At 60.2% G+C, this 22,560-nt stretch carries 21 protein-coding genes; 12 read left to right on the top strand and 9 right to left on the bottom strand.

Annotation, left to right across the window (positions count from 1 at the left end; genetic code table 11):
• Positions 1-50: 50 nt before the first annotated feature.
• The 3 genes from EGO55_RS02375 to EGO55_RS02365 all read right to left on the bottom strand — a co-directional run bounded on the left by EGO55_RS02375 (position 51) and on the right by EGO55_RS02365 (position 3,246).
• Positions 51-1,175 (bottom strand): MDR family NADP-dependent oxidoreductase, encoded by a 1,125-nt coding sequence (locus tag EGO55_RS02375; RefSeq protein WP_021689389.1) that lies wholly within the window; start codon positions 1,173-1,175, stop codon positions 51-53.
• A gap of 74 nt (positions 1,176-1,249) precedes the next feature.
• Positions 1,250-2,302 carry a hypothetical protein gene (locus EGO55_RS02370; RefSeq protein ID WP_021689388.1) on the bottom strand — a complete coding sequence of 351 codons (1,053 nt, stop codon included), beginning with the start codon at positions 2,300-2,302 and terminating at the stop codon, positions 1,250-1,252.
• Between the two features lie 137 nt (positions 2,303-2,439).
• The gene (locus EGO55_RS02365; RefSeq protein ID WP_201798919.1) at positions 2,440-3,246 is read right to left on the bottom strand and encodes an SDR family NAD(P)-dependent oxidoreductase; all 807 of its coding nucleotides are present in this window, start codon (positions 3,244-3,246) and stop codon (positions 2,440-2,442) included.
• Between the two features lie 99 nt (positions 3,247-3,345).
• Between EGO55_RS02365 and EGO55_RS02360 the strand changes: the two genes are divergently transcribed.
• Both EGO55_RS02360 and EGO55_RS02355 read left to right on the top strand, forming a co-directional pair.
• Positions 3,346-4,044, top strand: a complete 699-nt coding sequence (locus EGO55_RS02360) for an aspartate/glutamate racemase family protein (protein ID WP_021689386.1) — start codon at positions 3,346-3,348, stop codon at positions 4,042-4,044.
• A gap of 94 nt (positions 4,045-4,138) precedes the next feature.
• The gene (locus EGO55_RS02355; protein ID WP_040715112.1) at positions 4,139-4,462 is read left to right on the top strand and encodes a WYL domain-containing protein; all 324 of its coding nucleotides are present in this window, start codon (positions 4,139-4,141) and stop codon (positions 4,460-4,462) included.
• Positions 4,463-4,912: 450 nt separating this feature from the next.
• Here the strand turns inward: EGO55_RS02355 and EGO55_RS02350 are convergent, their stop codons facing one another.
• From EGO55_RS02350 to EGO55_RS02335, 4 genes are all read right to left on the bottom strand, one after another.
• Positions 4,913-5,662 carry an SIMPL domain-containing protein gene (locus EGO55_RS02350; RefSeq protein WP_021689383.1) on the bottom strand — a complete coding sequence of 250 codons (750 nt, stop codon included), beginning with the start codon at positions 5,660-5,662 and terminating at the stop codon, positions 4,913-4,915.
• Between the two features lie 100 nt (positions 5,663-5,762).
• Positions 5,763-6,581, bottom strand: a complete 819-nt coding sequence (locus EGO55_RS02345; RefSeq protein ID WP_021689382.1) for a sugar phosphate isomerase/epimerase family protein — start codon at positions 6,579-6,581, stop codon at positions 5,763-5,765.
• A complete protein-coding gene (locus tag EGO55_RS02340) occupies positions 6,578-8,692 on the bottom strand; it encodes an oxidoreductase (protein ID WP_021689381.1) in 2,115 nt (704 codons plus the stop codon). The genes EGO55_RS02345 and EGO55_RS02340 overlap by 4 nt, the downstream gene beginning before the upstream one ends.
• 51 nt (positions 8,693-8,743) lie before the next feature.
• Positions 8,744-9,142: a nuclear transport factor 2 family protein gene (locus EGO55_RS02335; RefSeq protein ID WP_021689380.1), complete on the bottom strand. Its 399-nt coding sequence runs from the start codon at positions 9,140-9,142 to the stop codon at positions 8,744-8,746.
• Between the two features lie 173 nt (positions 9,143-9,315).
• Here EGO55_RS02335 and EGO55_RS02330 point away from each other — a divergent pair, with 173 nt between their 5' ends.
• Both EGO55_RS02330 and EGO55_RS02325 read left to right on the top strand, forming a co-directional pair.
• A complete protein-coding gene (locus EGO55_RS02330; RefSeq protein ID WP_124916674.1) occupies positions 9,316-9,750 on the top strand; it encodes a nuclear transport factor 2 family protein in 435 nt (144 codons plus the stop codon).
• Positions 9,751-9,832: 82 nt separating this feature from the next.
• On the top strand, positions 9,833-10,903 hold the full coding sequence (locus EGO55_RS02325; RefSeq protein WP_021689378.1) for a zinc-binding dehydrogenase: 1,071 nt from the start codon (positions 9,833-9,835) through the stop codon (positions 10,901-10,903).
• Between the two features lie 7 nt (positions 10,904-10,910).
• Here EGO55_RS02325 and EGO55_RS02320 read toward each other — a convergent pair whose 3' ends face one another.
• The gene (locus tag EGO55_RS02320) at positions 10,911-11,768 is read right to left on the bottom strand and encodes a LysR family transcriptional regulator (protein ID WP_021689377.1); all 858 of its coding nucleotides are present in this window, start codon (positions 11,766-11,768) and stop codon (positions 10,911-10,913) included.
• Between the two features lie 118 nt (positions 11,769-11,886).
• Here EGO55_RS02320 and EGO55_RS02315 point away from each other — a divergent pair, with 118 nt between their 5' ends.
• From EGO55_RS02315 to EGO55_RS02300, 4 genes are all read left to right on the top strand, one after another.
• Positions 11,887-12,969 carry an aromatic ring-hydroxylating dioxygenase subunit alpha gene (locus EGO55_RS02315; protein ID WP_021689376.1) on the top strand — a complete coding sequence of 361 codons (1,083 nt, stop codon included), beginning with the start codon at positions 11,887-11,889 and terminating at the stop codon, positions 12,967-12,969.
• 91 nt (positions 12,970-13,060) lie between these two features.
• Complete coding sequence (locus EGO55_RS02310; RefSeq protein WP_021689375.1) at positions 13,061-13,828, top strand: SDR family NAD(P)-dependent oxidoreductase; 768 nt, start codon at positions 13,061-13,063, stop codon at positions 13,826-13,828.
• Positions 13,825-14,685 (top strand): SDR family NAD(P)-dependent oxidoreductase, encoded by an 861-nt coding sequence (locus tag EGO55_RS02305; RefSeq protein ID WP_021689374.1) that lies wholly within the window; start codon positions 13,825-13,827, stop codon positions 14,683-14,685. The genes EGO55_RS02310 and EGO55_RS02305 overlap by 4 nt, the downstream gene beginning before the upstream one ends.
• A gap of 404 nt (positions 14,686-15,089) precedes the next feature.
• Positions 15,090-17,672, top strand: coding sequence for a TonB-dependent receptor (locus tag EGO55_RS02300; RefSeq protein WP_021689373.1), 2,583 nt, complete (start codon positions 15,090-15,092; stop codon positions 17,670-17,672).
• 81 nt (positions 17,673-17,753) lie between these two features.
• On the opposite strand, the gene EGO55_RS02295 is transcribed toward EGO55_RS02300, so the two are convergent.
• Complete coding sequence (locus EGO55_RS02295) at positions 17,754-18,623, bottom strand: helix-turn-helix transcriptional regulator (RefSeq protein WP_021689372.1); 870 nt, start codon at positions 18,621-18,623, stop codon at positions 17,754-17,756.
• Between the two features lie 180 nt (positions 18,624-18,803).
• On the opposite strand from EGO55_RS02295, the gene EGO55_RS02290 reads away from it, so the two are divergent.
• From EGO55_RS02290 to EGO55_RS02275, 4 genes are read left to right on the top strand one after another with little or no spacing between them, the layout of a single operon-like run.
• Positions 18,804-20,525, top strand: coding sequence for a methylmalonyl-CoA mutase family protein (locus EGO55_RS02290; protein WP_021689371.1), 1,722 nt, complete (start codon positions 18,804-18,806; stop codon positions 20,523-20,525).
• A 5-nt stretch (positions 20,526-20,530) separates the two neighbouring features.
• Positions 20,531-20,959, top strand: coding sequence for a cobalamin B12-binding domain-containing protein (locus tag EGO55_RS02285; RefSeq protein ID WP_021689370.1), 429 nt, complete (start codon positions 20,531-20,533; stop codon positions 20,957-20,959).
• Positions 20,959-21,888, top strand: a complete 930-nt coding sequence (gene meaB / locus EGO55_RS02280; protein WP_021689369.1) for a methylmalonyl Co-A mutase-associated GTPase MeaB — start codon at positions 20,959-20,961, stop codon at positions 21,886-21,888. Before EGO55_RS02285 ends, meaB begins: the two co-directional genes overlap by 1 nt.
• 18 nt (positions 21,889-21,906) lie before the next feature.
• Complete coding sequence (locus tag EGO55_RS02275) at positions 21,907-22,509, top strand: EthD domain-containing protein (protein WP_021689368.1); 603 nt, start codon at positions 21,907-21,909, stop codon at positions 22,507-22,509.
• The last annotated feature ends 51 nt before the right edge of the window (positions 22,510-22,560 follow it).

The following is a 22,560-nucleotide window of genomic DNA, read 5'->3' as shown; positions in this document are numbered from 1 at the left end:
ACAGGTAAAGGGACGGTTGTCGGCCCGCTGCCCGACCCGTGCGAACGTGATCAGCGTGCGGGCGATTGGTCCTTGCCCGTATCCTCCGCTACGCGAACCAGGATTTTGCCGCCGCTGCTTCTGCCCGACAGGCAGGCCGCCAGCGCCACGGGTGCCTGTTCCAGCCCTTCAAATATGTGCTGCCGCCAACGCAAGCGGCCTGCATGCCACATGCTGGCGATATCTTCGCGGAACGCGGTGTAATCGGCATCATGGTCGAGAACCACGAACCCTTCGATGCGCAACCGGCGGGCAAGGATCGCCCCGGTGGGCAGGGTACCCTGTTCCGCACCATTGTATTCGGCGGCCATGCCGCAAACGATCAGTCTGCCGTGCATCCGCAGGCGCGTGTAGATCGCATTGCGAACGTTCCCGCCGACATTGTCGAAGTAGATATCGACCCCATCCGGTGTCAGGCGGTCGAGTGCCTCTCCGACATCGTCTCTTGACCGGTCGATGCAGGCATCTGCACCCAGTTCCTGCATCACAAACGCGCATTTTTCGGCCCCGCTGGCGATGCCGATCACACGCAATCCGGCATCGCGGGCCAGCTGGCACACGAGCATGCCGATATTACCGGCGGCCGCAGACACCACGATCGTTTCCCCCGCGCGGGCGTTGCAGTAGTGTTTCCAGCCGACCCATGCGGTGAAGGATGATCGACCGATCAGGCTGAGATCAGCCTCTATGGGCAAATCCGCAGGATTGATCCTGAGCGATGCATCGCCGTCGACCACTTCGTAGTCCTGCCAGTAACGCCCGCCGAATATGTAATCGCCTTCGCGGTAATTGGGGTGATGCGAACGGATAACCTGCCCGACCGTGCCACCTGCGAAGGGGGATGATGACGGGACAATACCCGAACGCATGCGTTCACCGACCCGGATGCGCGAAGGGTCGGGCTGCTGGTCGTTAGGCTGATCAGGCTTGCCGCGCTGGGCCACGTCGGGTGCAGCGCCGGCATAGGGCATCAGCGGTCGAACACCGGGGGCAATGCCGATATAGAGTGTCCGCATCAATACCTGCCCTTCGCCTGGTTCGGGCAAGGGTTCGTGTGTCAGCGTGAAATCATCGGGACAGGGCAGGCCGTCGATCGGGCGGGCAATACGCCAGACGCGGTTAATCGTATTGGGCAACAGTCATCTCTCCCGCGCGAATGGCCGGGCAATCATGCCCGGCCTGCGTTGCCCTCATGTAAACAGGTGCCGTCTCAGGCCGCAAGCGCCTCTTCCGGTTCGGGCGGGAAGATCGCGGGCTGCCCCGGATCATAGACGCGCGTAAGCAGGCCGATGAAAGCCTGGTCGGTGAGGGGATCGGTAGGCACTTCGAACTGTTCGCCACGCGCTTTCAGATCGGTGATGATCATGTCGAAGACCTGATCGTGAGTCAGATCGTCTGTATGATCGAGCGAACGCTTCAGTTCGGCTAGGTCGGAGAAGATGTCTGCCCCCCAATGGATCAGGAAACGAAACTCGTCTTCCGGAATGTGCTGAACCACTGCGCCATCGGTGGTGACCTGCCATGCGCCGGGTGTGGCGGGATCGGGACTCATCAACGAATTGATCGCCAGTCCTTCGGGGCGACGCTGCGCCAGCGGGCCGTTCGATTCCGCCGTGTGGAACATCATTTCGTTTTCGACCACCACCGCGCGGCCCCACATCGGGGCCTTGATCTGCTGTGGCTGGGCCTTCGGACCGTCGGGCCAACAGGTAAATCCGCCACCAACCTTGCCCTTGTAGTACCAGCTGATGACCTGCGCCTTCTTGGCCCGCCAGTGGTCGAACAGACCTGTCTTGGTCATCGTGTTCATCAGCCAGATGGGCGAATTGTGCATTGAAATTCCGCGATAGCGGGTCGCATCAAGATGCGGGTTGGAACTGCCCCAGCACGGGCCCTGGATGTTGAACAGCATGTTTTCCGGCGTGGCATAGTCTGCCTTCCAGTAGCCGCGCACCAGATCGAGGAATTTGGAATTGAAGAAGCAGTCCTCGATCTCGGGATAAAGCGCGGTGCTGGCTTGCGCGAAGTAGCCGCGAAATACGGGGCTGAGGAACATGTCCCAGGTGGGGGTGAACCCTTCGGGGACGCTGCCCGAAGTGGTGGCGACCACTTCGTCGGGCGATTTGAAATGCTGCGCGAGGATCAGCGACCACGGCCCTTTGTCCCGAACAATCTGCAGCATGCGGCGATGCTGGTCTTCGGTGAACGCCCCTTCGATGATCTGGGGCGGGGATACGGGGCGGAAAATGGATGGCGTGGACATTGTCAAATTCCTCTCGGACCAATGCCGCCGCTGACGGGCGGTAAACGGTTTCACGACTCGAAATCTACGAATCGAACGCAACCGTTCATATTATGAAGGGGAGGGGAATGCCACTCCCTTTCGACTGGGCGATGCGCTCAGACCGGCGGCGTGCCGGTCGAAGCGGTCAGCCCCCCGTCCACCACAATTTCCGTACCGGTGATGTACCGTGCCTCATCCGACACCAGAAACAACGCCGCATGCGCGATATCCCACGCGTCACCCATTCTCCCCATCGGCACCTGCGCATGGCGCGTGGCGATCATCGCCTCAAACTCGCCACCCGCATAACGTTCTGCCAGCCGCGCCAGCAGCGGTGTGTTCATTAACCCCGGAACCACGCAATTCAGGCGCACGCCTGCCTTGGCGTAAGCCACGGCCGTAACTTTGGTGAAATGGATCAGGCCAGCTTTGGCCGCGGCATAGCCCACCTGATCTTTGCCGACCCAGCGCATGCCCGCGACTGACGAGATATTCACGATTGCACCGCCGCCCTGCCGTTCCATCACGGGCAGGGCAGAACGTGAGGTAAGGAACGCGCTGGTCAGATTGAGATCGAGCTGCTGCTGGAAGACATCCGGTTCCATCGTGGCCGGTGTGCCGGGTTCCGACTGGCCAACGTTGTTGATAAGAATGTCGAGCCGCCCGTGCCGTGCGACACAATCCTGGATCGTGCGGGCCACCTGATCGCGGTCGGTGACATCGCAGGCGGCGATGTCCAGCCGGTTCCCTTCATCCGCGATCAGCGTTTGCGTGGCAGCGGCAGAATCGAGATCGCGATCCACGCCAACAACCATCGCACCCTGCCGCGCAAGCAGGGTCGTAATGGCCCTGCCATTGCCCCAGCCGGGTGCGCTTGATCCACAACCCGTTACCAGCGCGACTTTCCCTGCAAGTTTCAGCACCATTCTCTCCCTGTGCCGGTCCCGGTATTGCGATCGCCCGCTTGCCCGTCCGTGTGTGTCTACTTATGACCCGCTTCAATTGATGGGAGAAGCTTAGCCATGACCTCAGCCCCGCGCATAGTGCTGATCAGTGCTTTGGCCCAATCCCCGGGGCCTGCCATGGCGGCGATGGACGCCATCTGGCCCGAGGCGCGCCATCACAATCTGATCGACGATTCCCTGGCGTCTGATTTTGCCGCGCTGGGATCGATCACGCCGGATATCCATGCGCGCTTTCTTGCCCTGGGGCGTTATGCGGCATCGGTGTCCGATGGAACGGGGACGCCCGATGGTATTATGTTCACCTGTTCCGCATTCCGGCCCGCGATCGATCGCGTCAAAGCCGATCTGGCAATACCGGTAATCTCCCCCAACGAAGGGGCGTTTGAAGAGGCGCTGGACATCTGTGCGGGTATTCCCGGGGGTGGGCGTATTGCCATTTTGCTGACATTTGCCGGGTCATTGCCGCCGCTGACAGACGAACTTGCCGCAATCGCGGCGCAACGTGGGCAGGCGCTGCCTGAAGTGACCGGTGCCGTGGCCACGGGCGCGTTGGAGGCGTTGCAGGCTGGCGATCCTGCATTGCATGATCGGCTGGTGACAGAAGTGGTCTCCACACTTCCGGATGTGGATGTCACGGTGATCGGGCAGTTTTCGATGGCCAGAGCGGCGCCTCTGGTGCGTGCGCAGCGGGTGGAGCCGGTGTTGACAACCCCTCATGCCGCCGTGAGAAAGTTGCGGGGCCTCGTTATCGCGTAATAATACTGCGATAATTGGCTGGTAACGTCGGGCTTTGGCTAGTTGCCGGACATTGAGTCTTGCCCTCAAGCGCGCATTCTCCCATTATGCTGCGATGCAGCAGCCCCCTGAATCCGAAGCAACCGCAGAACAGAAGTTTTTTGAAGCGATCGCGCGCAAGCGGCTGATCCACGCGGATTATAATGGCGCGACCATGCAATTGGCTCCGCATCAGCTGTTTATGCGGCACGGCGAATTGTTCGTCAGTGCGTTCAATCCCGCCAAAAACTGGCGCAGCGAAGAGGATTGGCGGCTGGGTAATTTCAAGCTGGCCGGGCTTTCCAATGTTGCCTTGACGGAAGACCCGTTCGACCCGTTGCCAACGTTTGATGGCAGCGTCCCGCGCGAAGGCGATCAGCAGCTTTTTGCGGTGGAATGACCGCGCAACTGGCGGGTGCCGGGTTCACTCGGGGCTGGGCCGGAGGTGCGGACAGGGCGGAAACGATCAAGCCGATCGTTTGCGAAAATTTCGTAAGGGGCAGCGACGCATCCAGGGATATCCTGTGCGCGTACCTGACTATATCGGGGTTGATGAAGGGATGGTTCGGCATGGCCATCATGCTCTGGGCCACCTGTGAACGCGCTTGCGATTTTCCACGCGACACTATACCCAACATGAAAATAATGAGTGATTTCACTTAATGTAGTGATCACGAGGGGGATTGGTGCGTTGTGCTTTTCCGACATTCATCAATCGGGTGAAGCGGTGTTGAAAAATCAACGCCAGCTTCCGGCCATCGAACCGCTGCCATAGGCACGCGGTTCGGCCGCATTCTGACCAGGCTGATGAGGGGGCCGGGCCAGAATGCGGCACAGATTACCGGTAGAGCTACTTTTCCGTCAGCGCGAAATCGACCTGAATGGCAACGGTGCTGTTTGTCTCACCAGCCATGATCCGCGATGTGTCGGGCCGGGCTTCTTCCCGTTCGGCATAGACAACCGCCCCGGATGCTGCTGCGGCATCGGCGGCTGGCATGTAGCGATTGCCCTGAACGCCACCCGCATCACGGATGGTGAGCACACGGGAAATTTTCATGTCTGCGGCTTTGGCATAAGCTTCGGCCCGGTTACGCGCCGCTTTGTACGCTGCCGCATATGCCGTGTTTGCCGATTTTTCCGGATCGGCAAGGCGCAGATCGGGCCCGCTGATGACATTGGCGCCAGCCTCTGATGCAGCCGTGACAGCAGCGCCTGCCTTGTCGACGTCACGAACGATCACATTGATAATATTGTTGGCTTCGAACAGTCCCTGCCGATCGCCCCAGTCGACTCGTTGCACGCTCATCGCGCGGGTCTGGATGTCCTTTTCCGCTATGCCCAGTTGTTTCAAGGCGCTGACGACCTGATCGATCTTTTTGAGGTTGGCCGCGCTGGCTTCCTTCGCGCTCTTGCTGGCATTGGAAATGCCCGCCTGAAATTGCGCCTGATCGGGCCGGGTATCGGTCTGGCCGGTTGCACTGACGGAAAGGAGGGTTTCGTCATATTCAAGGCCGCGGGGATCGAACTTTCGTTCCCCGCAGGCTGCCAAGGCACAACCAAGTCCGAGCACAATGGGCAATCTCGTGATCATGATGCGCATCGACATTCTCCCTGTCATGAGGTGCAAATCCCTCCGCAAGCCGTCACAAACGGATTGCACAGTGCAACACACCTGTGAGCAGGAATAAAGTCCAGAAATTTCAGCCTTGTGGCCAGAGTGCGGTGCTGCTTTCGAAACAAGTGCGGGCGAACAGCTCTAAGGGTTCGTCCCGCCATTCGGCATTGAGTACCTCGATGCTGACCATCCCGTCGTAGCCCTTGTCGCGCATTATGCGGGCAAATTGCGCAATGTCGAATTCACCCTTTCCGGGGAAAGTCCGCCGGTTGAGCATCTCGTCCACCAGGTCATCGCCGATGGCGGGCAGGGCGTCATCCAGTTCCACATAGGCTATCGCTTCAACCGGCACTGCGATCAGATCTTCCCATTGATCGGGTCCACGGCTGTGGTGCCAGATATCGATCATCGCCCCGGCGTGATCGGTGCCCACATGCATGGCCAGCGCCACGGTTTCCCCCACAGTGCGCAACCCGGTTTGCGGCATATATTCGATCGCGATTTTCAGGCCCCTGCCATCCAGCGCGGTGCAGGCCTGTTCCAGCGCATTCTGCCGCGTGGCAGGATCGGGGCCGTCCATGTTGATCTGCAGGAATGGCGCGCCCAGAGTTTCCGCAATGTCCGCAGCATGGAGAAGCATGGGCAGGCCATGCGGACCACCGTCCAGCATCGCAGAGGCGGCGATATAGCCACAGCCGATACCCGCATCACGCAGGTGCCGGGCGAGGGCGGCGGGGGTCACGCCGCGCTTCGCACAGGCATCGATAGAGAACAGGTCCGGGCCGAGCAGGGGGAAGCCTGCTGCGGCTGCCGCATCGATCCAGCCCGGCACATCGCCGCTCTGCCCGATAAAGGCCGATCCGTTGAAGGCATTGAGGCAAAAGGCAGGGCCGGCGATTGTCACAGTGCGGCCACAGCCTCCGCCGCACCGCGCACCGCGCCCTCGATATAGGTCACGCCCGTTCCATCGCCCACTTCGACAACCGCAAGCCCAGCGTCGCGCAGGCTGTTCGCCAGGGTGGAGTCTCCGTGTGCGCCCATCGCCACGATCACGTGATCGGCAGGAACGGACTGTGCGGTGCCGTCGTTCGCGGTGAAATTGACACCCGCGCCGGTGATCGCGATATCACGCGCGCCGGGATGCATCGCAACCCCATGTTCGCGCAATTCGGCAATCAGCCGCATACGGCGCACGATCAGCAATCCGCCGCCGAATTTGTCCGCTTCCCCGATCACGGTGACATCCCGGCCGCGTTCGCTGAGGAATTCGGCCAGTTCCAGCCCGACCAGTTCGCCGCCGATAATCACGACTTTCTGCCCCAAAGGCATCCATGCATGGGTTGCCTTGCGCACCACATCGAGATTGGCGGTGACGCCCGTTGCCGCGCCGAGTTTGGTTGCGAGGCGGGTGGTCCAGCTGGTCTTGCGTTTGAGTTCCGCGGAATCCTGCCCGAGCATCAGCGCGCGCATATCGTCGCCGCTGAGTACGTGATCCAGATCGTTGCCCGGGATCGGGGGCATATCGCGGACCGCACCGGTCGCAACGATCACCATGTCCGGAGCCAGCGCCTTCACCAGTTCGGGTGTTGCCTCGGTGTTGAGGCGTACATCCACCTTCGAATTTTCGATCCCGCGACGCAGCCAGTTCAACAGGCGTTCGTTCGGTTCATAGGCCAGCCCCGCAAATTGCAGCGTGCCACCAAGCCGCCCCGATTTCTCGATCAGGATCACTTCCTTGCCTGCCGCATCAAGCCGCCGCGCGGCTTCCATCCCGCCGGGGCCGCCACCTATAATGACAATCCGTTTCTTATCGGCTGAGGGGAGCCAGTTGCGCCCTTCAAGCGCCGTTTCGGGCCGCACGGCGCAGCGCACCGGTTCGCGCAGGTAAGCGGTGCTCACGCAAGTGTAACAATAGATGCAGGGACGGATATCCGCCTCGCGGCCCGCTGCTGCCTTGTTCGGCAGTTCGGGATCGGCCAGCAGCTTGCGACCCATCGCGAGAAAATCCATTTTCCCGGCACGCAGGGCCGCTTCGCCCATGTCGAGTTCGACCCGGCCCGAACCGATCACGGGGATCGAGACCACATCCTTGATCGCTTTCGCAAAATCGAGATTGAAGCCGGGTTCATGGGGAATGTTCGATCCCGAATGCAGCTTGCCCTGACCCACGTCGTGATAGGCGGTCACAGTGATCCCGTCGGCACCGGCGGCTTGCACCATGGGGGCGACGATTTTCGCATCCTCGATCGTGATGCCGACCTTCTTGCCGATCTCGCGTGAATCCAGCTTCACCCATAGCGGAAAATCCGGCCCTACGGCCGCACGGACCGCGCGGACGACATCGAGCAACAGGCGCGCGCGCTTTTCCAGAGTACCGCCGTAATCGTCATCGCGCTTGTTGGTCGAAGGCGACATGAAGGAAGACAGCAGATAGCCATGCCCGCCGTGAATTTCCGCACCGTCCATGCCGGCTTTCTTCGCGCGGATTGCGGCGGCGGCAAACTGGCTGACAACCAGCGCGATATCCTCGGCTTCCAGCACTTTTACTTCGGGGATCACGCTGCCTGCGAATGCGGCCATTTCCTCGGGCAGGAAATAATCCGGAAAATCCCCTTCGAATGCAGGCGGGGTCGACGGCGCCCACAGAGGATGGCCGTCCTGCGCGGAATGGCCCGCAACCAGCCCACCGTGATGCAACTGGGCAGCAATGCGTCCGCCAGCGGCGTGAACCGCTTCGGTAAGGCGGGTCAGGCCGGGAAGGAACCGGTCGTCCGAAATGGCCGTCTGGTTGGGCTGGACGGCCCCGACAGGCCAGGCCACACCGGTGACACCCATGATGATCATGCCAGCGCCGCCGCGCGCCTGCGCGACGTGATAATCGATCAGACGATCGCTGACTGTGCCGTCGTCGTTGGCGAGGCTGACGCCCATGGCGGTGACGAAAATGCGATTGGGCACTTCGATCGCGCCAATGCGTCCGGCGCTGGTGAGGGTGGGGTAGGTGCTGGTAGCCATGGTATTATCTGTCCTTGGTTGCCGCTTTTGCGGCTGATTTATGCAGGGGTATCAGGCGGGTTCGATGTCGCCGGGTCCCCAGAAGGCGCGTAGACGGGTGATCAGCCCTGCATCGTTGAATGTGCAGGCATCGGCGGAACGAATGCGCATGGGTTCTCCACCGGGCGGGGTGAATTCGACATCGAACACCAGCAGGGCTTCGTTCGCATGGGACCCACGTAGCGGTGCGACAGGTGTGATGCGGGTGCCGAACGCCACGGTGTCGGCGAACCATGCGGGAATGTCTGCCCCGGTCTTCAGCGGTGATCCGATTGGATCCTCGATCACGGCATCGGGTGCGAACAGGGCAACCAGACCATCGGCATCGCCGGCATTGGCCCGATCAACATAGGCTTGCAGGGCGGCCTTCATCATGGCCTGCCGGTCCCTCAGTTCCGTGTCGCCGGTCATGGCTGTGCACGCGCTTCAGGTTCGATTCGCATCGATGCCATCCTTTTCCCGTTTTGTGCCGAATTTGCGTAACGGTTCTGGCCGACATATTACGCGTTCTTGCTAAGACTATGCGATTCAGGTCAAATTTGTAAACTGGCAAAAGCCACACGCATTGCGAGAGAGGATGGGAAATGGTTCAGTCGTTGCTTGATCAGATTGCGTTACGCGATCTTGTGATGCGGTATTGCCGCGGATGCGATCGGCGTGATTTTGCCCTGGTCCGTTCGCTCTATCACGATGATGCGATCGACGATCACGGGACCATGTTCAAGGGCACCCCGGATGAGTTCGTGGCGTGGCTGCCCGAAGCGATGGCGCCTTGGGAACTGACCATTCACAGCATTTCGAACAGCCTGTTCGTGGTGGACGGGGATTACGCCGAAGGGGAACATCACGCCCGGGCCTATCACCGTACTCATCCCCCCAGCGCAAGGAGCTTATTGTCTACGGCCGTTACCTCGACCGGTACGAACGCCGCGATGGCGAATGGAAATTTTTGCATCGCTCGCTGGTTTTCGATCATGGCGAAATGGTTGACGTCGATGAGGAATCATTTGCGCGGTTGAGCGCGGATGCCGCAATGGGCACGGCGGATCGCAGCGATCCTTCGTGGTCGCTGCCCCTGCTGGCCGGATTGGGAGACAAGTAATGCGCGGTATCGTTTGGGACGGGGAAAAGCTGGTCATTACCGATACGCTGGAAGTGCGCGCGCCGCAGGAAGGCGAAGTGAAAGTGCAAGTCCTGCGCACGGGAATTTGTCACAGTGATATCAATATGATGGATATCCTGATCGGACGGCCGACGGTGCTGGGGCATGAAGGGGCAGGCGTGGTGGCGGAAGTCGGCCCCGGCGTGACGCAATGGAAAGTCGGCGATGCGGTGATGATCGGCACGCAGACGCCTTGTGGCGAATGCCGTGAATGCCAACGCGGTACGCCTGCCAATTGCGATATCACCTGGGGTTACGTTTCGGATAACCCGTTCCGCTGGGAAGGGCAGGATGTGGCGAAATTCGCCAATGTCTCCTCCTTCGCCGGGGAAACGGTGGTCAAGGCCATGCAGTTGTACGCAACGGGGGATATGCCGCCAGAACAGGCCGCTCTGGTCGGTTGCGCGGTGTCGACAGGCTATTGCGCCTCCTGCGTGCTCGGGCAGGTGGGTGAAGGTGACCGCGTGGTCGTGATCGGCGTGGGCGGTATCGGCGTGAACGCAATTCAGGGCGCCAAACTGGCCGGTGCGACGGTCATGGCGGTGGATATGAATCCGGCCAAGGAAGACGTCGCGCGATCGTTTGGCGCGGACGCGTTTCTCGTGGCGCAGCGCGGGGAAGATGCTGCGGCTTTCGCGGCACGCATGCGCGAAGCTTTCGCCCCGATCGATGTGATTGTCGAATGTTGCGGCGCACCCACTGCGGTCGAGGCGTCGATGTTGGGTGTGAAGCGCGGCGGACGCGTGGTCCTGATCGGCATGACTGCGCCGGGCGCTACGACACCCCTGCCGCTGGACAAGGTGCTTTCCGGTTGTGACATCGTCGCGACGATGAATGGCGGGGCGCGTCCCGACCGGGATTACCCCGAACTGATCCGGCTGGCACAGGATGGCAAGCTGGATATCGCCGGGCAGATCACTCGCGTCTGGCCGCTTGCGCAGTTCGAGGAAGCGATCGAGGCGTTGCATTCCGGCAAGGTGACCCGCGCCGTGCTGGATCACACGCTGTAAAAGGCGCTCACTCTGCCGGGTTTCCGATACGCTTTTGCAAGGCTGTTTCCAGAAACGGGATCAGCTTGCGCAAGCACGGGCCCGGTGGCGATTTGGTCCGGCGGAGCAGCCAGAGTGGGTATTCATGGCGGGGGTCGGGTTCTGCCAGTCGTTTGAGCGAGGGTTCCGCATCCGCCGCAAAGCACCACAGGCTCGCCTGGCCCATACCAGCCAGCACGGCCTGCTTCAGTTGCTGCCAGGAGTTGAAGCGGGGCGTGCCCGCTTCCTCCGCCGCTTCGCCTGACGGATTGGCAATGGTCCACTGACCGGGCACCGCAGTTTCCATCTCATGCCCCCAGCCGAGCACGCGCGGATTTGCCGCATCGCGCAGGGCATAGGGCGCTTGCGACAGAACGCCGACTTGCGCGCCGACCAGGCGTACAGGCGCAACGCGTACGAGCGCGATCGCCAGATCGGCGCGCCGCTGGCTGAGCGCATCCAGCGGATCGTTCTCGCCCAGCAATTCGATGACAGCGCGCGGTTCCTGATCCTGAAACCGGGCAAGTTCGGGCAAAAATTCGCTCGCCAATCCGCCGCTGCTGGCAATGCGGATCGTTTCCGGCGTATCCCCCGGCACGTCGAGACGCGTCAACAGCGCGTCCATTTCGGCTTCGATCACGGATGCCGTGGCCAGCAGTTCCAGCCCTTCGCGAGTCGGTTCATGGCCATTGGGCGTGTGCTGGAACAGGCTGACGCCCAGCGCGTTTTCCAATGCATCGATGCGTCGCCCCACGGTCGTGCGGTTTATGCCAAGACGCCGTCCTGCGGCGGTGTATGAGCCCGTCCGCACGGCGGCGAGAAAGACTTTCAGATCGCTCCATTCCATGGGGTGCACTTTTGCACAAATGGTGTGCGGCGCAAGAGACTTCGCTTTACAGCGTTATTTCGCTTATCCTAGGTTCATGGAAACAGCCGTATAGCGGCAGCTTTCGGGAGACATGATTATGGCAACCACCAAAGAATACGGCCTGGGTGAATTCGATTTCCCGCGCGGCTGGTTCATGATCGCTCCGGCGACGGACGCGACCCGCACACCCACGTCGATGCGGTATTTCGGCAAGGATCTCGTGATGTATCGCGGGGAATCGGGCAAGGTCTATGTGACTGACGCCTATTGCCCGCACATGGGTGCGCATCTTGCGAAGAACTCGACGTCCTACATCGTGCTCGATGGCGAGCATGTGGAAGGCGAATCGATCCGCTGTCCGTTCCACGGCTGGCGGTTCGGCCCTGACGGGCAGTGCAACCACATTCCCTATTCGGACAACTTTATCCCGAAGGCCGCCAAGCTCGAACACTATCACGTGGTCGAAAGCGCGGGCATTGTCTGGATGTGGCACGATCCCGAAGGGCTGGAGCCGGAATACGATCTGCCGAGCTTCGGCGGCCACTACGGCGAACCGGGCTGGGTCGAATGGAAGATCGACTTCATGGGCGATCTCAATGTCCACGGTATCGAAATCGTCGACAACATGGCTGACCTTGGCCACTTCGTTCCGATTCACGGCGCCAAGGATTTCACGTACTTCGCCAATGAATGCATGGGCCATATCGTCCATCAGTATTACAGCGCGGGCCACCGCACGCTGACGGCTGAAGAAGGCGATCAGCTGGTTCTGGATACCTGGTACGAAGGTCCGGGCTTCCTCCAGTCGGAAATGGCGGGCGCCTTCGATTCGTTCATCATGATTTCGAACACGCCGATCGAGGATGGGATTTCCCGTTCCTGGCACGCGCTGATGGTCAAGGTGAACGACGGCACCCGTGAAATCACGGATGAAGATCGCGCCAATGCGCTCGCCTATCAGGAAGCCAGCCGTCTCGCTTTCGCGCAGGACGTGGAAATCTGGGCCAACAAGCGTGCGTGTTTGAACCCGCTCGCGATCCCGGCCGACGGCCCGTATGGCAAGGTTCGCCTGTGGTACAAGCAGTTCTACAACGCGCGTGACAAGGCGCCTGAACTGCAGAAGCGTTCGGATGGCCTTTATGTGACAATGGATAAGCGCCCCGGCAGCAAGGCTGCCTGATCAGCGTAGTCCAGTAGTCTGGAATATCCCGGCGCAGTGCGGCACAGGCCGTACTGCGCCGGTTTCATATAATAAGGGGAGAAGAGCAGGAATGGCGAGTTTTCCGTCAGGTTGCACCATGGTGTTTGGTGGCAGCGGAGGCATTGGGCAAGGCATTGTTCGCACTTTTGCGGAGCAGGGCAGCGATGTCGCCATTATCTATCGCAGCCGTCGCGAACCGGCTGAGGAGGTTGCCAGCCAGGCCCGCGCTGTGGGGCGCGCGGCGAGCATTCACGCCGCCGATGTGACCGACCCGGCATCGATCCAGTCGGTGGTGGATGCCGCAATCGCCGAACATGGCCGTATCCATTCGGTGGTCTGGGCTGCGGGGCCGCTGGTGAACCAGCGCTACCTCTCCGAAACGCCGATGGACGAATGGCGGCATGCGTTCGAGGTCGAGGTGCATGGTTTTCTCGCGACCACACAGGCGGTGATACCGCATATGCGCGATCAGGGTGGCGGGAGTTTTGTGACTCTTGGTTCGACCGGGCATGATATGTGGGCCAACCGGGACGGGATGTCCGTGGCGGTGAAGGCATCGAACGAACAACTGGTCCGTGGCATCGCCAAGGAAGAAGGCCGCTATAACATTCGTGCGAATTCGGTGCGCGTTGGCGTAATCGATGCTGGGCAATTGCATGAACTGACACGGCAGGGGCAGATCGACCAGCGCTGGATCGATAACACGCACAAGCTGCTCTGCCTGAAACGTTGGGGCACGGCGGAGGAAATCGCCCATGCCTGCGTCTATTTCGCATCGAACGAAGGGGCCTATACCACCGGCCAGTTCATATCGGTTTCAGGAGGTTTTGGAGTATGAGTACGGATCGCAAGGTCGCGATTGTCACAGGTGCCAGCCGGGGCGCAGGGCGCGGTATCGCGCTTGCATTGGGTGAGCAGGGCTACCGGGTCTATGTCACCGGGCGCACGCTCAAAGAAGGCGATGCGGATTTGCCGGGCACCATTGGGTCTGCTGCGCAGGCAGTGACGGATGCGGGCGGCGAAGGGATCGCTGTGCAGGTCGATCATGCCGACGACGCCCAGATTGCCGCACTGTTCGATCAGGTGAAGCGGGAAAGTGGCCGTCTGGACATTCTCGTCAACAATGCCGCGGCATTGCATGATGATCTGATCAAGCCCGGCCCGTTCTGGGAAAAATCGATCGATCTTGTCGGTCTGATCGATGTCGGGCTGCGGTCCAACTACATTGCGTCGTGGCATGCCGCACCGATCATGGTGGAGCAGGGCCGTGGCCTGATCGTGTTCACATCGTCATTCGGGTCGGTCTGCTACATGCACGGCGCGGCCTATGGGGCGCAGAAGGCCGGCGTGGACAAATTCGCCGCTGATATGGGGGTCGATTTCCGGGATACCGGCGTGGCGGCAGTGTCGTTGTGGATGGGTATGCTGGCGACCGAACGCAGTGCCCGTGCGGCAGAAGAAAGCCCCGAACAATATCAGCAGATACTGGCCGTTGCGGAAACGCCCGAATTCAACGGCAAGGTCATCGATGCGATGTACAATGATCCGGAACTCGCTGAACTGAATGGGCAAACGGTGATCACGGCAGAAATCGCGTTGAAGTATGGGATTACCGATGTCGATGGCAAACAACCGATGTCGTGGCGATCGCAACTGGGCGATCCGCGCATACCGCACCCTGCGATTATAGCCTGATCTGCACGCATAACACGAGGCTAATACCCGTTAACGGACGGCTCGCTTTCTTCTTCGGAAAGCGGGCCGTTTTGTCATTTCTGGCCCATGTTCGGGGTTAATGGCCGGATTTCCTACGATGACCATGTTGCGCAAATGGCACGCTGCATCAGGGTAATGCGCATATCTGTGCTGGGCCCAGATTTGCTTGTTGATACGCGTCGCTTGATGGCCATAAGTCTACGTGTCGTAAAAGTCCGCAAAGCGACTCTATGGCGGCAGAATCCGAAAAATCGGATGCCAGTCATTGGGGAAAATATAACAAGGCGGACACTTGCGATTGGGAAAAGCCGGCCTTCAGAGCCGGTATTGATGTTTATCGATGTGTGTCGTGCACGTCGAAAACTGGGAAGAGAGGTGTTTGAGTGATCAATCAAATCCACGAATCCGGTGCCGCGCGTGTGCGTTTGGGGCGTTGGCTGCTGGCAGGAGCTGCGGCTGGTGCATTCGTTGCGCCCCATGCCGCTATCGCACAAACCCAGACCGCACCACAGGCTTCCACTTCGAGCGGGTTGAGTGAAATCATCGTGACCGCCAACCGCCGCGAAGAACGCGCGCAGGATGTGCCGATCGCGATCACGGCCTTGTCGCCTGAACGCCTGGAGCAGCAGGGGATTACCAAGGCGCAGGATTTGCAGGCCAGCATTCCTTCGCTGGTTGTCGGGCCGAACGGGCAGGGTTCGCGCGAAACGCAATCGTTCACCTTGCGTGGGCAGGGGGCTACGTTCCAGGCCTCGCCGGGCGTGGTCATGTATATGAACGAAGTGCCCGTGCCGACTGCCGTATCGCTCAGCCAGATGGGCGGGCCGGGCCAGTTTATCGATATTGAGAACCTGCAGGTTCTCGCCGGGCCGCAGGGTACGCTGTTCGGGCGCAACACCACGGGCGGTGCGGTGCTGATCGTGCCGAAGAAGCCGCAGAACGAATTCGGTGGCTGGATCAAGGGTGAATACGGCAACTACGATCGCAAATATATCGAAGGTGCGATCAACGTGCCGATCGTGGAAGACAAGCTGCTGTTGCGCGTGATGGGCGCATTTCATGATCGCGACGGTTACACCCGCGATGTGCAGTGGAACAAGGACCGCGATAACGAACACTGGTATACCACGCGCGTTGGTTTGACCTTCCGGCCGACCGACACCATCGAAAACTATACGATGGCGTACTATACGAAATCGAGCCACAACGGCGCGGGTCTGATCCACAAGGGCTTTAATATCGATGGTCTGATAAACGCGGCAGGGCCTGGTAAGCCGGGGTTGTGCGCTGAAGGCCCCTACAGTGTTCTTGGCGGGTATTCGTGCGATGTTTACCGGGCCGCCACTGCTAAGGCAGAAGCGCTGGGTAACCGCAAGACGGCCTTTTCCATTGATACCATGCAGAAGACCAAAGTGTGGGGGATCAGCAACACCACCGACATCGATCTCAGCGATGAAATCAAGCTGCGGAATATCTTCAGCTACCAGCGGATGCAGTTGAAATATCGCTACGACGGTGATGCCACCGTGCTGCAACAGCAGGACAATGACCCGGGCGTTCTTCCGGGACCGGGGGAGGCGTTCCTGCCCGGTATCGGAACACCGATCGTATATAGCAATGCCACGGGTTCGACGGAGCGTAGCCGTGACAATTTCAAGCAGATTACCGAAGAACTGCAGCTTCAGGGTGATATGCTGGATAGCAAGCTGACATGGACAATCGGTGGTTTCTACTTTGAACAGAAACCGGTCGGCACACAGATCAGCCGCGGTATGAACTATTGTCCGGCCGTCCAAACCGGGCAGTGCGCGCCTTCATACCTGTATTCCGGCGTGGCGAGCAAATCGAAGGCGCTTTATGCGCAGGCTACGCTGGATATGGGCGCGGCAACGCCAGCGCTCGATGGCTTGCGCGTAACCGCTGGGTATCGTTACACTTGGGATACGATCAAGGGTTACTCCACGCAGTTCAGCCGCTTGGCGGGGTCGGATACGTTGTGGAAGTGCGGTTATAATGCAACCATCACGAATACCTTCAACAATATCTACGATACCTGTCTGTTCAACGCGACGTTGAAGACCAAGGCGCCAACATGGTTGCTGGGGCTGGACTACAAGGTCACCGACAAGGTTCTGGTCTTCGCAAAGGTCAGCCGTGGCTACAAGGCGGGTGGCTTCAACCCTTATGCGGTGTTCGACAACACGCGTACCTTCAACCCGGAAAAGGTTACGTCTTATGAAATCGGTCTGAAATCCGATTTCAATCTCGGCGATGTTCCTTTCCGGTTTAACACGTCACTCTATCAGGTTGAATATAAGGGCCTTCAACGCGCAACGGGTGACTTTAACGTGTCAACCGGTGCTGGCGGTGCGCGTACACTCAATGCTGATGCGCGGATCAAGGGTATCGAAATCGAGGCGTCTGTTCGCCCGGTTTCCGGCCTCGAGATTGGCGGTAATTTCAGCTACACCCATGCCAAATACAAGAAGTACACCTATGAGGTGAACACGCCGCAACTGGCATGTAATGGCTACATCTTGCCTAAGGCCTATGGTGGAACGGGTATTGCAGATTCGTCCTGCCTCGATTTCCAGTATGTTTCGCCATACATCTGGAGCGTGCATGCCTCGTATGATCACGATCTGGGGGACATGGGGTCGCTGAATTTCTTCGTGAACTTCTCGCACACGTCGAGCCAGAATACCGAAGCGATCCAGATGCCGCAGTCGCAACCAGGTGCGGTTCTCGAACCGTTCGGTTTGCTCAATGCCTCGATCGACTGGCGTAATGTTGCCGGCAGCGGATTTGACGTGGGTGTGTTCGGCACCAACCTGACCAAGGAAACCTATCGCGTCAGCAACAACGACGTCTATCAGTCGGGCGGTCTGCTCTACTGGTCGACGCTCTATGGCGAACCGCGCATGTATGGTGTTCGCCTGACTTATCGCTTCGGCGGAGAAAAGTAAGGCAAACCGGCATGGACAGGGGCGGTTCGCGCCGCCTCTGACAGGCAATTTGGCGGCCCGGCTTCTTCGGAAGTCGGGCTGTCAGCGCATGATGGCGCGATAGGCGCCGGGTGAACGGCCCGTGGCTTTGCGGAAAGCGGCGGAAAATGCGGGCAGTCCGGCATATCCCAGTTCGCGCGCCAGTTCGGCGAGCGGGCGTTTGTCGGCAGTGAGTAGCGCCTTCGCTCGGACGATGCGGGCCTGCCCGATGAAGGCGCCGGGGCTGACGCCTGCCGTCTGGCGGAAGCAACGCATGAAGTGAAACCGGCTGAGACCACAGGCGGATGCCAGTTCCTCGACCGATGGGGGTGTGCCCGGGCGGTCGATCAGCGCCAGTGCACGGCGCATCAGGCGCGGCGGTAGCCCGCCTTTGCTGCGTTGGGCACGGTGTTGCGCATCGCCAAGATAGCGTTGCAGATCGATCAGAATTACCGAAACGAGCGCGGCGGCGAGAGCCGGGCTGTCCGGGCCAGGATGGTCTACCTCACTGGCGAGGCGCAGCATGGCATCTTCGATCGCCGGCACGCGGATATCGAAGCAGGCGGCCAGTTGTTCGTCTGTCAGCGAGGCGATGCCGAGTTGCCGGGTGATCGCATCAGGGGTGAAGCGCAGGCGGATGGTATGGAATGCCCCGCCATCGATACGCATTTCCATTGGCACCCCCGCAGGGCGGAACCCCAGCGCGCCGAACCGGACGAAGGGTATCCGGCGATTGCCCGCCACGCGCCCTTCTGACCCCGAAAGCAAGCGCGAAAGGCCGAGCGAAAGCAGTGCCTCCTCCTCGATCACAACCATGGTTTCGGGGAGCACTTCGGGGAAGGCGCAGAGTTCAACCATGATCCCGGGCAAGGCGATGCTGCCCGTCACAAGATCGGGCAGGTGCTGGGCATCGCGAATGGAAAGAGGCGTCATGGCTGGTTTGTATCAGATCATGCTTAAAATTACGAGAAGGTGCTGCAAACCGTGACGCGCGCGGGAATCCCGTTGGGGCGTCGCGCTTCCCGATGTAATTTACCGGCAACGGAACAGCCCGGAAGGGCGATGGCTTCTTGCACCTTCGATTCATTGGCGCGGGAAGCGTGGAGTTGGAACATGAACAAACCGATAGGCGAATTTGTGGTCGCGAATGACAATGTTCTGGGCGAACAGGAACGGTGGGAAGCGGAAACGCGTGGCCCGTTTGTCGCGCAGAACCCGGAACGGCGCGAACCCTTCGTCACGCAGGCGCTCGGCTGGCCGATAAAGCCGCTCTACACCCCCGCTGATCTGGATGCGGTCGGGTTTGATTATGTGGCCGATCTCGGGTTTCCAGGCGAATATCCCTACACGCGTTCCACCAAGCCCAATGGCCATCGTTCGGCGTTCTGGACCATGACGCAGGTCACGGGCTTCGGGAAAGGCGCCGACTGGTCAAAACGCGCGCGCTATATGCTGGATCAGGGGCTTTCGGGCCTCATTCTTGAATACGATCTGGCCACCACCAACGGCTATGACAGCGACGATCCCGTGGTGGAGGGCGAGGTCGGCCGCGCCGGCATGGCGCTGGACAGTCTGGAGGATCTGGAGGCGGCATTTGATCTGCCGTTCGACAAGCTCAAGTATCTGATGAGCGTCTGCAACGCGCCCCAGCCGGTCAATCTGGCAATGGTGATCGCGGCGCTGGAGAAGAAGGGGATCGATCCGCAGGATTTCGTCCTGCACATCGTGAATGGTATCCTGATCGAATATACCTGTGTCGGCCGGTATATCTATCCGCCGGAGCACGGCCTGCGCATCGCGACCGATTGCATCGAATATATCATCCGCAACCACCCGAACTGGGCGCCCTTGTCCATCATCTCGGCGCAATTGCAGCCGGCCAAGGCCAATCCGGTGCAGGAATTGGCCTTCAGTCTGGCGATTGCCTGCGCCTATATCGACGCCACGCTCGAACGCGGGCTGGATATCGATACGGTCGCGCCGTACCTCAATCATTTCGTCGTCAACGTGGACATGGATTTCTTCGAAGGCGTTTGCAAACTGCGGGCCTTCCGCAAATGCTGGGCCCGCCTGATGAAGGAGCGGTATGGTGCGACCCGGCCCGAAGCGCTGAAAATTCGTATGATGACCTCGCCGACCACCACGGCGCTTACCCTGCAGCAACCGTTGAACAATATCGGGCGTCTGGCGATCATGGCCACCGCCTGTGCGCTGGGCGGCGCGGGCGATGCGATGACGACACCGCTGTACGATGAAGCCCACGCCTTGCCCGCGGAAGATGCGATCCGCGTGGGGGCCGCGCTGCAGCACATCGTTGCGCATGAAACGGGCGTAGCCGAAACGATCGATCCGCTGGCCGGATCGTACTACGTCGAAACGCTGACCAAGCAGATGGAAGAGGCTGCTTTCGCGGAAATGGAGAAGATTTTCGCCATGGGCGGAGCAACCAAGGCGATCGAACTGGGCTATTTCCAGCGGGCGCTGGGCCGCGAACAGTATGAGCGGAACAAGGATCTCGAGGAAGGGCGCCGCAAGTGGATCGGCGTCAATCACCTCAATCTGGCGGAAGAAAAGCGCGAGATCGAAATCTTCCGTCTGAATGACGCGATGGAAGACGAACAGGCTGCCAAGGTCCGCGATCTGCGTGGCAGACGTGATCAGGCGGCTGTCGATGCCGCGCTGGAAAAGGTGCGCGAGGCCGCGCGTCAGGGCAGCAACCTTGTCCCGCCCTGTCTCGAAGCGGTGAAACTGTATGCAACACATGGCGAACTCTGCAACGCCATGCGCGATGTATTCGGCGTCCACACGCCTGACAGCCAGCTTTCGGGGGTTTGATTACGATGACGGAGTATTCAGGCCGCCGCCTGCGCGTGCTGTTGGCCAAACTGGGCATGGATACGCATACGGTGGGCATTACCATCATCGGCCACGCGCTGCGTGAGGCGGGGATGGAAGTGATCTTTACCGGGCTGAAGCAGACACCGGAAATGGTTGTCGCCGCCGCCATTCAGGAAGATGTCGACGTGGTCGGCATTTCCACGCTGTCAGCCGGACATACGCGCAGTCTGCCCAAACTCGCCCGTCTGCTGCGTGAAGCGGGGGCGGAAGACAAGTTGCTGCTGGCTGGGGGCGTGATCCCGGAAGAGGACAAGCAATTCCTGCTGGATGCCGGGGTGGGCAAGATTTTCACGATGGGCACCGACACCCGCGATATTGTCCGTTTTCTGCAGGAATGGTGGGCGGAAAAGCAGGTCGCTGAAACCGTCTGATGGGCATCGCTGCAGATTTGCTGGAGGGCAAGATCGCCGCTGGCGCGCGTGCGATCACCTGGCTTGACGATGGTGATCCGCGCGGCGCGGAAGTGATCAAACGCATCTTTGCCGAAACGGGCAGGGCGCATATCATCGGCATCACAGGACCGCCCGGCGCGGGCAAATCCACACTGACCAACGTGATCGTTGGTGAACTGCGCGCGCGCTACATGCGTGTGGGGGTCGTCGCGATCGATCCGTCCAGCCCGTTCACCGGCGGGGCCATTCTGGGTGATCGGGTGCGCATGGGCAAGCACACGCTTGATCCCGGTGTGTTCATCCGATCCATCGGCACGCGCGGCGCGGCTGGCGGCCTTTCCCGTTCCACGCACGATGCCTGCCTCGTGCTGGATGCGATGGGTTTCGATGCGATCATCGTCGAAACGGTGGGTGTGGGGCAGGACGAGATCGACGTGGTCAATCTGGCGCATACCACGATCATTGTGGGTGTGCCGGGGCTGGGTGATGAAGTGCAGGCGGTGAAGGCAGGCATTCTCGAAGCGGGCGAAATCTTCGTGATCAACAAGGCCGATCGTGATGGGTACGAGGCGACCCTGCGGCAATTCGAATTGATGCTCCACTTGCGGGAGCAATCGCGGGCGGCTGAGACATGGCATCCACCGCTGTTGCGTGCGGTCGCCAACGTGGGGGAAGGCGGTGCGCAGATTGTCGATGCCATTCTCGGGCATCGTGCGCATCTGGATGAAACGGGCGGGTTTGCACGGCGATCCGGTCTCCGGGAACGTGAACAAGTGCTTGCCTTGTTACGTGAAAGGCTGGCACGACAGGCCATCGCCTATGCGGGCGATTCCATCCTGGCCGATGTCGAAGCCCGAAAGCTCGACCCGTACAGCGCCGTAGAACAGCTGACGGGCCAGGGTGCATGAGAGGAAAAGGATGCTGGCATGATGAAAAGCATTTGTGCGATGGTGCACAAACCGGATTCCACACGGGAGGCTTTCCAGGCCTATTACGAAAACAATCATGCACCGCTGGGTATCCAGCATTTTCCTTTCACCCGTTATGTCCGCAATCACATCATCGATAACGAAAACTTCGGCTTCGATACGATTTCCGAATTCTGGTCGCGCGATCTGGCGTCGACTGCGGGGCTGATGGACGGCCCGGTGGGCGATATCATGCGCGCGGACGAAGCGAAGTTTATGGATCGATCGCGGATTGCGCCTGCGGGGTCCGAAGAACACGTCTTCTCACCCCATCCCGATCCGATCCCTGCCGAACGCCAGGCGTGGTTGCTCGATTGGGAGGAGGATGACACCTCGATGCGTAGCAAGATCCTGACATGGGCGGGGCGCTTGGGTGCCGATTTTGCCGGGGTGTCGATCGATTTCGCGACCGCGTGGCGCGAACCGCCTTTCCCGGCGCGCGCCGTGCTGTGGCTGCCCGATGGGGTGCAGGACAGCGCGCCAATCGGGCTGGAGGTGACGCGTCTGCGTGTCCGGCGGGTGGAAACGCCGGTTGAAAAACTGCTGAAAGTCGGGGCCTGATTGCTAACCCGGTCGGCAATGGCCATGCCGACCGGTCAGTCGATCACGCTA

Origin of the sequence: Caenibius tardaugens NBRC 16725 (assembly GCF_003860345.1) — a bacterium.
Lineage (GTDB): Bacteria > Pseudomonadota > Alphaproteobacteria > Sphingomonadales > Sphingomonadaceae > Caenibius > Caenibius tardaugens.
This window is presented reverse-complemented; position numbering and strand designations above follow the sequence as displayed.